This is a genomic window from Paenibacillus intestini (assembly GCF_030803945.1).
Classification (GTDB): domain Bacteria; phylum Bacillota; class Bacilli; order Paenibacillales; family Paenibacillaceae; genus Paenibacillus; species Paenibacillus polysaccharolyticus.
Map to the genome: position 1 here is coordinate 463,497 of NZ_JAURUN010000001.1, position 14,709 is coordinate 478,205.

Annotated in this window: 13 protein-coding genes; 11 read left to right on the plus strand and 2 right to left on the minus strand. The window is 46.2% G+C overall.

Annotated elements, in window-relative coordinates; genetic code table 11:
* The first annotated feature begins 188 nt into the window (after positions 1-188).
* The 6 genes from deoR (at position 189) to J2T16_RS02085 (ending at position 7,247) form a co-directional block, all read left to right on the plus strand.
* A complete protein-coding gene (gene deoR / locus J2T16_RS02060) occupies positions 189-1,127 on the plus strand; it encodes a DNA-binding transcriptional repressor DeoR (RefSeq protein WP_090924853.1) in 939 nt (312 codons plus the stop codon).
* Positions 1,128-1,440: 313 nt separating this feature from the next.
* Positions 1,441-2,088 carry a deoxyribose-phosphate aldolase gene (deoC, locus tag J2T16_RS02065; RefSeq protein WP_154958012.1) on the plus strand — a complete coding sequence of 216 codons (648 nt, stop codon included), beginning with the start codon at positions 1,441-1,443 and terminating at the stop codon, positions 2,086-2,088.
* A 209-nt stretch (positions 2,089-2,297) separates the two neighbouring features.
* Positions 2,298-3,488 (plus strand): NupC/NupG family nucleoside CNT transporter, encoded by a 1,191-nt coding sequence (locus J2T16_RS02070; RefSeq protein WP_090924846.1) that lies wholly within the window; start codon positions 2,298-2,300, stop codon positions 3,486-3,488.
* Positions 3,489-3,524: 36 nt separating this feature from the next.
* Positions 3,525-4,703, plus strand: coding sequence for a phosphopentomutase (gene deoB, locus J2T16_RS02075; protein ID WP_499017685.1), 1,179 nt, complete (start codon positions 3,525-3,527; stop codon positions 4,701-4,703).
* Between the two features lie 107 nt (positions 4,704-4,810).
* A complete protein-coding gene (deoD, locus tag J2T16_RS02080) occupies positions 4,811-5,518 on the plus strand; it encodes a purine-nucleoside phosphorylase (protein ID WP_499017686.1) in 708 nt (235 codons plus the stop codon).
* 427 nt (positions 5,519-5,945) lie between these two features.
* Positions 5,946-7,247 carry a pyrimidine-nucleoside phosphorylase gene (locus J2T16_RS02085; RefSeq protein ID WP_090924848.1) on the plus strand — a complete coding sequence of 434 codons (1,302 nt, stop codon included), beginning with the start codon at positions 5,946-5,948 and terminating at the stop codon, positions 7,245-7,247.
* 681 nt (positions 7,248-7,928) lie between these two features.
* On the opposite strand, the gene J2T16_RS02090 is transcribed toward J2T16_RS02085, so the two are convergent.
* Complete coding sequence (locus J2T16_RS02090) at positions 7,929-8,927, minus strand: TIGR03943 family putative permease subunit (protein WP_154891821.1); 999 nt, start codon at positions 8,925-8,927, stop codon at positions 7,929-7,931.
* A 146-nt stretch (positions 8,928-9,073) separates the two neighbouring features.
* Entirely contained in the window at positions 9,074-10,147 is a 1,074-nt protein-coding gene (locus J2T16_RS02095) for a permease (RefSeq protein WP_336120092.1), read from the minus strand.
* A 308-nt stretch (positions 10,148-10,455) separates the two neighbouring features.
* Here J2T16_RS02095 and J2T16_RS02100 point away from each other — a divergent pair, with 308 nt between their 5' ends.
* From J2T16_RS02100 to J2T16_RS02120, 5 genes are all read left to right on the plus strand, one after another.
* Positions 10,456-11,667: a GTP-binding protein gene (locus tag J2T16_RS02100; protein WP_499017687.1), complete on the plus strand. Its 1,212-nt coding sequence runs from the start codon at positions 10,456-10,458 to the stop codon at positions 11,665-11,667.
* Positions 11,668-11,749: 82 nt separating this feature from the next.
* The gene (gene rpmG, locus J2T16_RS02105; protein WP_036613813.1) at positions 11,750-11,899 is read left to right on the plus strand and encodes a 50S ribosomal protein L33; all 150 of its coding nucleotides are present in this window, start codon (positions 11,750-11,752) and stop codon (positions 11,897-11,899) included.
* Positions 11,900-11,954: 55 nt separating this feature from the next.
* Entirely contained in the window at positions 11,955-12,662 is a 708-nt protein-coding gene (locus tag J2T16_RS02110; RefSeq protein ID WP_221789508.1) for a metal ABC transporter ATP-binding protein, read from the plus strand.
* Positions 12,608-13,483: a metal ABC transporter permease gene (locus J2T16_RS02115; RefSeq protein WP_221789509.1), complete on the plus strand. Its 876-nt coding sequence runs from the start codon at positions 12,608-12,610 to the stop codon at positions 13,481-13,483. Before J2T16_RS02110 ends, J2T16_RS02115 begins: the two co-directional genes overlap by 55 nt.
* Positions 13,484-13,506: 23 nt before the next feature.
* Positions 13,507-14,586: a metal ABC transporter substrate-binding protein gene (locus J2T16_RS02120; protein ID WP_221789510.1), complete on the plus strand. Its 1,080-nt coding sequence runs from the start codon at positions 13,507-13,509 to the stop codon at positions 14,584-14,586.
* Positions 14,587-14,709 lie beyond the last annotated feature (123 nt).

Sequence of the window (14,709 nt, forward strand, 5' to 3'; positions counted from 1 at the left end):
TGTAATTTGACTTTTGGCAAAATATAGTGATGGAAACTTTAATATATGTATAATATATAAGGACAAGTATTGTAGCGAAATGAGCTTTATACGTACAAGTTCAGCCAGCTATATACCAGAAGTTGAGGCCAAACGTTATATTTTATTTTCCAACGATAATAAGATGAGTGAGATGAATGCACATGGGAATGGACTTGGAGAAACAGCGATTAAGCATTGAAGCGGCAAAATTGTATTATCAGTCCGATTACAGTCAGCAGGATATTGCCTCAAGACTGGGCGTATCACGTCCTACCGTATCGAGGCTTCTTCAATATGCCAAAGACCGAGGGTACGTGCGCATTGAAATCATGGACCCGCTGGAGGATATTGATATTATCGGCGGGGAACTGAAAGCCAAATACAATCTGGAGACCGCTCTGGTATGTTTTGCACCCTTGAAGAGTGATGAGGAGATTCAGAAGCATATAAGCAAGAGAGCTGCGGACTATTTGCAGGACACCGTGCAGGATGCGGACATTATCGGTGTGACATGGGGAACAACAATGCATGCGGTCGCACGTCAACTCAGACCCAAGCAGGTGAAAGGCGTAGAAGTGGTACAGCTTAAAGGGGGCGTAAGTCACTCCCATATAAACACCTATGCCGCGGATATTGTTCATCTGTTTGCGGAAGCGTTTCATACGGTTCCCAGGTATCTGCCGCTTCCGGTGATCTTCGATAATATTGAAGTGAAAAAAATGGTCGAGGCAGACCGTCACATTGGACGCATTGTTGAGCTGGGAAGACAGGCGAACATCGCCATATTTACGGTAGGAACCGTGAAAGAGGATGCACTTCTGTTCAAGCTGGGATATTTTAACGAACAAGAGCAGGAGCTTCTGATGAAGTCTGGTGCAGGTGACATTTGTTCACGTTTTTTTGATGCGGAAGGGCACTTGATCAGTGAGGAGATTAACAGCAGAACGGTCGGGATTGATTTGGCTGAATTAAGAAACAAGGAGAAATCCATTCTCGTGGCTGGGGGCGGGCGCAAAATTGAAGCGATTCATGCGGCTCTGAAAGGCCAGTATGCCAACATTTTGGTTACGGATCAATACACAGCGCAGGCATTGCTTCGTTTATAGGAAAGCGAATAGATGGGTTACCCAACCCATATGGCTGCTATTCTTGTCACCTGCACAACTTCATATTAAGTTCAACAGTGACAACATCTGCCATGACATCCGGGCGGATGTTTTACTATGTAAGGCGGAAAATAAACACGGAACAAGTAATATTTCCTCATGGCGTAACACAAAGTTCACTTTTCGATCCACAAATGATGAATGAACGAATGTTCAAGTTGATTTTTACATATGTTCATGATAGTGTAAGGATATAAGTTCACCAGTTCAGATAAGGGAGAGATTTCAATTGACTACACCACAATTAGCCAAAATGATCGACCACACGCTGCTTCGTGCAGACGCAACTCGTAACGAGCTTACCAAGCTGACGGAAGAAGCGAAGCAGTACCAATTTGCATCGGTATGTGTGAATCCGGGCTGGGTATCTTACGCTGCAGAGCAACTTCAAGGCACTGGCGTAGATATCTGTACAGTTATTGGTTTCCCTCTGGGGGCGTCAACTTCGGAAACAAAGGCGTTTGAAACAAAAGATGCTATTGCTAAAGGTGCAACAGAAGTTGATATGGTCATCAATATTAGCGCACTGAAAGACGGCAAAGATGATGTTGTAGAGCAGGACATTCGTGCTGTTGTCGAAGCTGCGGCAGGTACATTGGTGAAAGTAATTATTGAAACTTGTCTGTTGACAGATGATGAAAAAGTACGTGCGTGTCAAGCGGCTGTCAGAGCCGGAGCAGATTTTGTGAAAACATCAACTGGTTTCTCCACAGGTGGGGCAACTCCGGAAGATATCGCCCTGATGCGTCGTACCGTTGGTCCGGACGTAGGGGTTAAAGCATCCGGCGGCGTGCGCAGTCTGGAAGATATGCAGAAAATGATTGAAGCAGGGGCAACTCGAATCGGAGCAAGCTCTGGCGTGAAAATCATGCAAGGCGGCCAGTCCACTTCTTCTTACTAAAATGAGTTATTCTCCTGAACTCTGCCTGAGATACATGACAGGGTTCAGGGCCATTTTTCACTTGAACATGCAACGTAATATATCCTGTTGTTTGTAAGCGCTTTATAAAATTTCTGAAATCATATGTTATGAAATGACACAAAATAAGATTCAGTAACCCTTTGAGCAGTTTATACAACGGGATTAACGACCTTCAAAGGAGAGATCACATGAAATACCTTATTGCCATCCTTGGCTTACTCGTTGTTTTTGGACTGGCTTATATCGCCAGTAACGGAAAGAAACAGATTCGATACCGACCGCTTGCGGTAATGATTGTTTTACAGATTATATTGGCTTACGCTTTGCTGAATACGGAAGTGGGAACATGGCTGATTGGCGGATTTTCCACCGTATTTAAGAACTTGCTTGATTACGCAGCCGAAGGGATCACCTTTGTTTTCGGCGGTTTGATCAACATTGGAGCAGAAGGCGGGAGCGGTCCGTTTTTCCTGACTGTGCTAATGCCGATTGTGGTCATCTCTGCCTTAATTGGTATCCTGCAGTATATCCGAATCTTACCTTTTGTTATAAAATATATTGGTCTGGTATTAAGCAAAGTCAATGGAATGGGCAAACTGGAATCATATAACGCGGTTGCTTCCGCCATTTTGGGGCAATCTGAAGTGTTCATCTCGGTGAAAAAACAAATCGGGCTACTGCCGAAACATCGGCTGTACACCCTCTGTGCATCAGCAATGTCCACGGTATCGATGTCCATTGTCGGCGCCTATATGACGATGATTGAACCGAAATATGTAGTGACAGCGCTTGTGCTTAACCTTTTCGGCGGTTTTATCATTGCTTCCATCGTCAATCCGTATCGGGTTACGGCGGAAGAAGATATATTGGAAGTGCGGGAAGAAGAGAAACAATCGTTCTTCGAAATGCTGGGAGAATACATTCTGGACGGATTCAAAGTAGCAATTGTCGTAGCGGCGATGCTGATCGGTTTTGTCGCCCTGATTGCCTTGATTAACGGAATATTTAGCGCTGTAATCGGTATTTCGTTCCAGGAACTGCTTGGGTATGTGTTTGCACCTTTTGCCTTTGTTATGGGTGTCCCTTGGAAAGAAGCGATTCAGGCAGGCAGTATTATGGCTACCAAAATGGTATCCAACGAATTTGTTGCGATGCTGAGTTTGAGCGAGCAAACGGCATTATCTGCCAGAACAACAGGAATCGTATCCGTCTTCCTCGTATCCTTCGCCAACTTCTCCTCCATCGGTATTATTGCCGGTGCGGTGAAGGGACTTCATGAGAAACAGGGCAATGTGGTGGCCCGCTTCGGTCTGAAGCTGCTTTACGGTGCATCGCTGGTCAGCGTGCTGTCTGCGATCATCACTGGACTGTTTTTGTAATTCGGATTATTGGAAGCTGGAAGGAGTGCTTAACTTATGTCAACATTCAAAAGAGTACATCTGATCGTTATGGATTCTGTAGGAATCGGCGAAGCGCCGGATGCAGCAGAATTCGATGACTTTAACGTCGATACGTTGGGTCACATTGCACGTGAACGTGGTGGTCTGAACATGCCGAATATGGCAAGTCTCGGACTGTCCAACATTGAACCAATCCAAGGTATCCCTGTGGCGGATAAACCTAAAGCGTATTACACCAAAATGCAGGAAGCTTCACGTGGCAAAGACACGATGACAGGTCACTGGGAGATCATGGGCTTATACATTGATACACCTTTCCGTGTGTTCGAGAATGGCTTCCCGGATGAGTTAATTCAGCGCATTGAAGAGAAAACGGGCCGTAAGGTCATTGGTAACAAACCAGCCAGCGGCACGGAGATTTTGGATGAGCTGGGTGCGGAGCATGTGGAAACAGGCGCGCTGATCGTATACACCTCAGCTGACTCTGTCCTGCAAATTGCAGCGCATGAAGACGTTGTACCTTTGAAAGAACTGTATGAGATCTGTGAGTTCTGTCGTGAAATCACGCTTGAAGATCCGTACATGCTCGGTCGTATTATTGCCCGTCCATTCGTTGGTGAAGCGGGGAATTGGAAACGTACGGCGAACCGTCATGACTACGCGCTCAAACCATTTGGACGCACGGTGATGAATGAATTGAAAGATGGCGGTCTGGATGTGATTGCTTTGGGTAAAATCTCTGACATTTATGACGGTGAAGGCGTAACGAAAGCTGTTCGTACTGTGTCCAATATGGATGGGATGGACAAGTTGTCTGAGACGCTGGACGAAGAGTTCACTGGACTCAGCTTCCTGAACCTGGTGGATTTTGATGCATTATACGGTCACCGCCGTGATCCGCAAGGTTATGCGCAAGCCCTTGAAGATTATGATGCACGGTTACCTGAGATTTTTGCGAAAATGACAAACGATGATCTGCTGCTGATTACAGCTGACCATGGTAACGATCCAACTTACCGCGGCACAGATCATACGCGTGAATATGTACCACTGCTGGCTTACTCCCCGCGTTTTAGCGAGGGTAAAAAGCTTGAACTGCGTAGCACATTTGCCGATCTCGGTGCAACCGTGGCAGATAACTTTGGCGTAAAACTGCCGCAGTACGGCAAAAGCTTCTTGAATGAGTTGAAGTAAATTTCGTTCAGACGCGGATGTAATAACTTGAAACCAACAAGACTCGACATCAAGAACTCAAGGTTATCTATCGTAACAAAGATCATCTATATCGGAGGAGATTACACATGAGTACACATATCGGAGCAAAACCAGGAGATATCGCAGAAACGATCCTTTTGCCAGGAGATCCGCTACGCGCTAAATACATTGCTGACACGTATCTGGAAGACGTTGTTTGTTACAACGAAGTTCGTGGCATGCTCGGTTTCACAGGTACATATCAAGGTCACCGGATTTCGGTGCAAGGTTCAGGCATGGGGATTCCATCCTTCGCAATCTATGCGAACGAGCTTATTAGCGAATATGGCATAAAAAACTTGATTCGTGTAGGTACTTGCGGAGGAATGCAGGAGCATGTACGTGTACGTGATGTAATCCTTGCTCAAGCAGCTTGTACCGATTCCAGCATGAACAAACATGTTTTCGGTGGATACGACTTCTCACCAATTGCAACGTTCTCGTTGTTGAAAGAAGCCTATGACCGTGCCACTGCAAAAGGCATGAAAATCCACGTAGGTAACGTATTTAGCTCCGATTCCTTCTATCGCGATGACCGTTCCGTGACAGAGAAATTGATGAAACACGGCGTTCTTGGCGTGGAGATGGAAACAACAGCGCTTTACACGATTGCCGCGAAATTTGGCGTGAACGCTTTGACAATCCTGACCGTAAGTGATCACTTGCTGACAGGCGAAGAAACATCAGCTGAAGAGCGTCAAAAAACATTTAACGACATGATGGTTGTGGCGTTGGATACAGCAATTACACTGTAAACATATCGAAACTGGTGTTGAAGCATGGAGTGGAGGAACTGGAATCGATTCTGGAGAAGCGGAGCGTGCGCCTTTGTTTTCACATTTTAACCTCAGTAAAGGTGATTCAAAAAAAAGGTGAAGACAACAGCGATCGAAAGAACGATCCATAGCCGGAACGGCTCCTGCTCAACGGTCCCGCTCAACGGTATACCATAAAAACAATCCCTAATGATTGTATCGAAACTGGTGTTGAAGCATGGAGTGGAGGAACCGGAATCGATTCTGTAGAAGCGAAGCGCTCGCCTTTGTTTTCACATTTTAACCTTAGTAAAGGTGATTCAAAACAAATGGGAAGACAACAGCGATCGAAAGAACGATCCGGGTCCGGAACGGCCCCGCTCAACACGTGTTCTAGACAATCCATTTTACAAAAGGAGAGATCATCATGAGAATGGTAGACATTATTGCTAAAAAACGTGACGGAAAAGAACTGACCACAGAAGAGATCGATTTCGTCGTTCAAGGATATACGCAAGGAGAAATCCCGGATTATCAGGTCAGCGCATGGGCGATGGCTGTATTTTTCAAAGATATGACGGATAAGGAACGTGCCGATCTGACGATGTCGATGGTAAACTCCGGCGAAACGATCGATCTTTCAGCTATTGAAGGTGTTAAAGTTGACAAGCACTCCACTGGAGGCGTGGGAGACACGACGACACTGGTACTTGCGCCACTCGTTGCTGCACTGGATGTACCTGTTGCGAAGATGTCTGGTCGTGGTCTGGGACACACGGGCGGTACTACGGACAAGCTGGAATCCGTTGCTGGGTTCCATGTTGAGTTGGAAAAAGAAGAGTTTATTCGTCTCGTAAACGAACATAAAGTAGCGGTTATCGGTCAAAGTGGCAACCTGACACCTGCGGACAAAAAGCTGTATGCACTTCGTGACGTAACGGCAACGGTAAACTCGATCCCATTGATCGCCAGCTCCATCATGAGCAAAAAAATCGCAGCAGGTGCAGATGCGATCGTACTGGACGTAAAAACAGGCGCAGGTGCGTTTATGAAAACAACAGAAGATGCTAAAGAGTTGGCACACGCCATGGTTAGCATTGGTAACAATGTAGGACGTAAAACAATGGCGGTTATCTCCGACATGTCCCAGCCACTGGGTCTTGCCATCGGGAACGCTCTGGAAGTGAAAGAAGCGATTCTTACACTACAAGGTAAAGGTCCGAAAGATCTGGAAGAACTGTGCCTTGCACTGGGACGTCAGATGGTATATCTTGCAGGTAAAGCAGATTCACTGGAGCAGGCGGAAGAGAAACTCAAAGAAGTGATTCAGAACGGTAAAGCGCTGGAGAAATTCAAACATTTCTTGGCCAATCAAGGCGGCGATGCTTCTGTGGTCGATCACCCAGAGCGCTTGCCACAAGCACAATATCTAATCGAAGTTCCAGCAGATCGTGACGGGTATGTAGCTGGAATCGTTGCAGATGAGATCGGAACGGCTGCGATGTTGCTTGGTGCAGGTCGTGCAACAAAAGAGTCCGAGATCGATCTGGCGGTTGGTTTGATGCTGAACAAAAAAGTTGGTGATTCAGTGAAAGCCGGTGAATCTCTGGTAACCATTCATGCGAATCGTGAAGATGTCGATGCCGTGATTGCAAAAATCAAGGAAAACATCACTATTGCAGATCATGCCGATGCACCTGTGTTGGTTCATGATATCGTAACGGAGTAAAAGGATAAATAAGGTAGACTGATAGATAAGCAGGGTAACGATGCACTCATGACTTACCTGCTGATGGCAGTCCGCTAGACTACCACAAAACTGTCGTGAGATCCCTTACTGGCACACAGTTGTAGATACACACTTGTAAACAGGTGAACATAATATTAGAAAGAAGACGGAGCAGATATAATCTGCCCGTCTTTTTTTGTTCGGAGACGACGTGCACGTAAACTCGAAACACGGCTGAGTACATAATACGACAATCCTCAGTCCGATGTTCTGGTTCTCTATGAACCTTGAAAATGTTGCTTAACCGCTCTTCGTTAGTTTAAATTGTCATGATCATCATGATTATCATCAGCTCGGCTACTAACTTTTGTGTAAATGGAGCGTCTAAAACGATCCAATGAGATTAATTTTCTAACGATCACAAGGAACGCTATTTGAGCCATTTCCCGCGTTTAAATATTCTAACGATCACAGGAAACCTTATTTTAGAATTTTGATGTGAAAAAGGGCTTTTTCTTGTGTTTTTAGCAAAATAAGCTCTCTGGTGATCGTTAGAATTTCAAAAAGCCTATTTTCACCTAAATAAGCTCGTCTGAGATCGTTAGAAATAGAAGTGTGCTGGCGATCTTTTCGTAAAGTGCTCCACTTCAACTCAATGATGCTCTACTTTCTCTCACTCACTCACTCACTTACGATCTTATCATATGCCTTAACGGAATCGGCATTGGTGTAAATATAAGGAGAAGCTGGCTGATTAATCGGTGTTACGGACGTTGCCTGAATTTCCATCGTATCTTTACCGTTGACTTGCGCGGAGCCAATGGTACCACGGATCTGTACCCAACTGTCCTTCTCAAACTTGTTGGCATCCGGAATATGAATCATCACGCCGAAAGGAGCCGCATCTGCCGGGCAACACATCACGAGAAAACGTCCTAATGCAAAATGAGATGTATGCTCCATGTTATCGTCCCGGTAAACAAAGCCGGTCAGCATAATCTCTTTGCCTGTGAATTGGCGCTGGAACATATCGATGGTGCCGAGGGTTTCCGAGAATATCTCTGGATACACCTGGATGACAGGTTGTACGTATAACTTTTCTGCCAGCTCCGCGAATTCCCGGCTGTATTCATCCGGTGGTACAAACTGCACACTGGCAGGTAATTCGGATAACTTGTCATTTTGCTGCTTTATACCTTGCGTGACCGTATAATCCTGCACGTTCAACTTAGCAGACGCGTCTGGCAGTGGGTCTTTACGCCTTATTTCAGGTGGAGTATACGTCAGAGACATTCCTTTCTGACTTGCCATCGAACTGCCTAAAGCTTGATCCGGTAGTAGAAAACCGAGCAATAGCGGCAAAGCAATTAGACCGTAGACCATAAAACTGCGAATCAGGCCGGAAGGTGGAGCATGCTCACAATCGCAATCGAATTCATTTCGACCCCAAAAAGCATGCCATGCCATAATAACAGCAATAAACAGGAGAGGAACTGCACAACCGAGAAGTAGCGTTTGCATCGTGGGAGCCAGATAATAATGCAGGGAATTGCTCGATTTGAGGTGCATAATATACACAGCCAGACTGCCAATCCAGCCTGCTCGAATGAGCGTATGCCACTGAATGACGATCCTTTTCGTAAAAAAGTTCTTGTTCATCGCATGATTTGCGTGAGCCATGACTTGCACTCCTTTCTTGTATGAATCTCATCTATGGATCATTTCAAATGAGGAGATACCACCCGGTAAACTAATTAACAGCATTAATGATTAATGTTGTTAATAACATAACAAGTACTCTTCAGCTAGAAGCAGTTTCATCTCAATCACCCTAAGAAGTTCACGAGCCAAGACCCGGCAAAAACCAGAAGGATAATCGCCAGACTTAAGCCAATGACAAAACGGGTGCGGAAGGTGGAGAGTAACATAAGCGTGCTTTTGAAATCCAGCATCGGGCCGAGCACAAGGAAGGAAATCAGCGGACCCAAAGCAAACGTATGTGAGAAGGCTGACGCAACAAAAGCATCCGATGTAGAACATAAGGACAGAACATATGCAAAGCCCATCATAAATACATACGAGGCAACCGGGCCATTTCCCAGCGCAACAAGATCACTGCGACTCACAAATGTCTGAATACACGCTGTAATCAATGCTCCAATCACCAAATATTTGCTCATATCGACGAATTCTTCACCGGCATGGATGAAAAAGCTACGCCAGTCCTTCTTATGAGAGTGATGATGGTCATGGGTGCCACCGTGCGAGTGAGAATGATCATCAGAATGTTTATGAGAATGAGCTGAAGAAGCCATTTTGAACCCAGGATGTGTCTTTACTTCCGTCACGACCGTTTTGGGCATGCGCAGAGGATTGCGTTTCACAAAAACATACACAAGCCCACCAACGGCAGCAGCCACCGTAAAAGCCAGTCCCATTCGAGCGATGGTGATCTCTGGATGACTAGGAAATGCCATGAGAGTTGCTGTAAACACAATCGGATTGACGACAGGACCGCTTAGAATGAACGTTACCGCAATATATGCAGGCATGCCTTTATGCATAAGCCGCCGTACAACCGGGATCATTCCGCATTCGCAGATGGGAAAAACAATACCGAGCAGGCCCGCTACAAGCACGCCCCCAACCGGATGTTTGGGGGTCAGTCTTCGCACCATCTCTTCCGATACGAACCATTGCATCAGAGAGGACAGGAACACGCCCATGAGCAGAAAGGGGGCCGCTTCCAGAAAAATACTCACAAATACTGTTTTTATATTTTGCAACGCTTCACTATTCCAGACCTTATTGAGATCCGGGGCGAACGCAATAACAACCGGAACCAGAAAGGCACAGGGAACCAGGAAGGTGAGAAGTTTCAAACTAGCTGCGATTCTCATGAAAAGACCTCCGTAACTAGAACTTTGCTAGAATATATGCTTGTACTTGCCGTAACATACATCGATTCGGGCAGTTAATCAGTTGTTTTACGATTAAAAAGCTCGCTCAAAGGGACTCAGTTGACAAGCAAAGGTGGAATAAGGTATAGTTCTCGATGTATTTAATCGTAATAATTACGATTAAATACATCGCCCATATAACTAAATCAGCATAAGTACATCATCCATCATCTTAGTTCACCATCTAGATATCCCGAAAGGTTTGATGGATCACTTAAATTCACCCATAAGAAGTGGAGGAAGCAATAATGTCAGTATCAGAAAAACAACAACATATTCAAAATCGAGTGCCAGTTACGGTTCTTAGCGGTTATCTTGGAGCGGGTAAGACGACATTGCTAAACCACGTGTTACATAATCGGGAGGGCATGCGTGTCGCCGTCATCGTAAACGATCTGAGTGAAGTCAATATTGATGCAGGGTTGATTCGGGACGGAGGCGGTTTATCGAGGATTGATGAGAAGCTGGTGGAGATGTCGAACGGGTGCATCTGCTGCACACTTCGTGAGGATTTGTTAAAAGAGGTGGAGCGGCTTGCGCTGGATGGGTCGTTCGACTACATATTGATTGAATCGACGGGCATTGGCGAACCCGTTCCTGTGGCTCAGACATTTACGTACATTGACGAGGAACTTGGTATCGATCTGACTCGATTCACTCGTCTAGACACGATGGTAACGGTGGTGGATGCCGCTCAGTTTTGGCGTGACTTTTATTCGAAAGAGACGCTTAAGGATCGCGGACAGGAAGCCGGAGAAGATGACGTGCGGGGCATTGTGCATTTGCTGACCGACCAGGTTGAATTTTGCGACGTTCTTGTGCTGAACAAATGTGATCTGGTATCCGAAGAAGAGCTATCGAAGCTGGAAAAAGCACTGCATGCGATGCAGCCAGAGGCCAAGTTGGTTCGCACGACGCATGGACAGATTGATCCGAGAGAGATTTTGAATACCGGTCGGTTTGATTTTGAAAAAGCAAGCCAGTCCGCGGGCTGGATCCGCGAATTGATGAAAGAGGAGCATACGCCTGAGACCGAGGAATACGGTATTCATTCGTTTGTATATCACCGCAAACGCCCATTCCATCCCGAGCGCCTGCTGCGCTGGATTGCCAAATGGCCAGACAGTATCGTTCGCTCCAAAGGGTTAATGTGGATGGCTACTCGCAACCATATGGCCATTTCATTTAGCCATGCGGGTACGTCCAAACAGCTTGCACCGGCAGGAATATGGGTAGGGGCGATGAGTGAGGAAGAGCGGCAACTTCATTTTGGCGACACGCTTCCAGCTATTCCCGATTGGGATGAAGAGTGGGGTGACCGGGTAACCAAGCTGGTGTTTATCGGGATCGATATGGATCGTGCAGCCATTGAACGAACATTGGATGAGACATTACTTACAGATGAAGAGATGCAGATGAACTGGCGCGAGCTGAAAGACCCTTTTCCACAGTGGAGCTAAGAGAAGAAGTTGACAAAAGAAAAGGCATAGGCTACTATCATTAAATAGTAATAATTACGAATAGATAAAGGGAGGCAACATCATGAGAGTCATTGTAACTTTAGCCTGCACGGAGTGCGGGGATCGCAACTATACAACAACGAAGAACAAGCGTAACCATCCGGAACGTCTGGAGATGAAGAAGTATTCGCCTCGTTTGAAGAAGATGACGATTCACCGGGAAACCCGCTAAAAAATTTTGATTTTTTTAAATCGTAATATTTACGAAAATGGAAAGAGGTTAACCCATGATTTTATCTTCCATGCGTGATGTCGTATTTGGATATGGTAAAGAGCCCGTCATTGATCATCTGTCGTTGGATATTCATGTGGGTGAATTTGTCGGCATCACGGGGCCGAATGGCTCTGCGAAGACAACCATGCTGAAGCTGTTGCTGGGGCTCTTGAAGCCCTGGAGCGGTTCGGTACATATGAATACACAGCAACTTCGAGGTAAAAAGCTGGAGATCGGTTACGTACCTCAGCAAGTAGCCTCGTTTAATAGTGGTTTTCCCAGTACAGTCATCGAACTGGTGCGATCCGGTTGTTATCACAGTTTAGGTCTTTTTCGGCGATTCACCTCAGACAAAGAAGCGATTGTTGAACGAAGCCTGCGTGAGGTCGGCATGTGGGAATACCGCAACGCACGCGTAGGAGAGCTTTCGGGCGGACAGAAGCAGCGAATCTGTATCGCACGAGCCCTGGCTGGACAGCCGCAAGTGCTTGTGCTGGATGAGCCCACCACCGGGATGGATCGGCGCAGTAGAGAAGGGTTCTATGAATTGATGCGTCACTATGCAGATGTTCATGGTCTCACCATCATTATGGTCACACACGGTCTCGAAGAAGTGGGTAACCGGCTGGATCGAACGATCACCTTGGAGAGACAAGAAAGTGAGGAATGGCAGTGTTTGAGTACGAATTCATGCAACGTGCTTTCTGGGCTGGAGGACTAATCGGAATCATTGCACCTATTCTGGGTGTATATCTGATGCTTCGACGGCAGGTACTTATGGCTGATACACTTTCTCACGTTTCACTGGCAGGGGTTGCCCTAGGTTCGGTTATGAACCTGAATCCGCTTCTAAGCGGCTTCGCTGTTGCAATTATTGGTGCTCTGCTGGTCGAGCAGCTACGGCGAAGCTATCGGACGTACAGTGAGGTGCCGGTTGCAATCATTATGACATCTGGTCTGGCTTTGGCTGTTGTATTAATGAGTCTAAAAATGAATCTTTCCAAAACTTTCAGTTCTTATCTGTTTGGTTCCATCGTCGCGGTGAGTAATATCCAGCTGTGGATGATGGCAGCGGTATGTTTGATTGGATTGACCTTTTTTTTCGTTTTGCGAAGACCGTTGTACAATTTGACCTTTGATGAAGAGACGGCCTCCATTGGAGGCGTACAGGTGAAAGGTTTATCATTTGCCTTTGCGATACTAACCGGAATGACCGTGGCCTCTGCGATGCCGATTGTCGGTGTGCTGCTCGTATCTGCACTTATTGTATTGCCGGCAGCATTAGCTTTGAGGGTTGCACGCAGTTTTGCCGCAGCCGTTGTTATTTCTATCGTTACAGGATTGATGGGCATTTTTAGCGGGCTCACCGCTTCGTATCAATGGAATACACCTCCGGGAGGAACCATTGCACTCATCCTGTTACTTTTCCTGTTGACTGGAATATCAGCCCAAAAGCTGATTTCACTATACAATCGTAAACGTCATCGCGCCGTTAAGCAGAAGACAGCAACATTATATATTCATTCAAAAAGCAACACATAAAGATGAAATGGGGAATTCAGACTATGAAATTGGGCAAAACTTCAGCGCTGGGAATTATCTTCAGTTTGGCAATTGTTGCAACAGGTTGCGGCCAAAAAACAACAACCTCCAATCCGGATCAAGCTGCAGCAGCTAGTACTCCAGCGGCTTCGGAGCAAAAATTAAATGTAGAGGTCAGCTTTTATCCAATGTATGATTTTACGAAAAATGTAGCGGGCGATCTGGCTGATGTACATACGCTTATTCCGCCAGCCATGGAGCCGCATGATTGGGAACCAACGCCTCAGGACATCGCGAGCATTGAAAAAGCAGATGTTCTCGTCTACAACGGGGCAGGCATGGAGTCCTGGATGGATCAGGTCAAAGACAGCCTAAGCAATAGCAAACTTGTGCAGGTGGAAGCCAGTCAAGGGATTAGCATTCGTGAAGGTGGAGAAGAAGAGGAACATGACCATGACCATGAGGACAAAGCAACAACCACTGAAGAACATGATCACGCAGATGACGCCTCTGCGAAGGAAGGTCACGAGCATGACCATAACGCCGTAACAGGTGAAGAGCATGACCACGACCATGGCGGGCTTGATCCTCACGTGTGGCTGTCACCAGCGCTCGCTATAAAGGAAGTACGAAACATTGAAGCTGGACTTGCCAAAGCGGCCCCGCAGCATGCAGACCAGTTCAAACAAAACGCCGATGCATATATTGCCAAGCTGGAAGCACTGGATCAGGACTTCAAAGCGGCTGTGAAGGACAGCAAACGGAAGGACTTTATTACACAACACGCGGCTTTTGCATATCTGGCAGCGGAGTATGGTTTGCAGCAGGTTCCGATTGCCGGGTTGTCTCCTGAACAGGAACCATCCGCAGCTCAGATGGCAACTGTCATTGATTTTGCCAAGGAACACAAGGTGAAAACAATCTTTTTCGAAACACTCGTTTCATCCAAAGTATCTGAAACTATTGCTAAGGAGATTGGAGCCAAGACGGCTGTGTTGAATCCTATCGAAGGTTTAACCGAGGATGAGGTTAAAGCGGGCAAGGACTACATTAGCGTGATGAGAGAGAATCTGGAAGCGCTGAAGCTGGCATTGAACGAATAGGAACTTTAATGAGCATTTGATGCTTTTCACCGAAAAAGGTACAATATAACAACATGCTGAGGAATGAACGTGACCTATTCCTTTGCCTTTTGCGAAGCAGAGAGCACAGTGATGTGCTCTTTT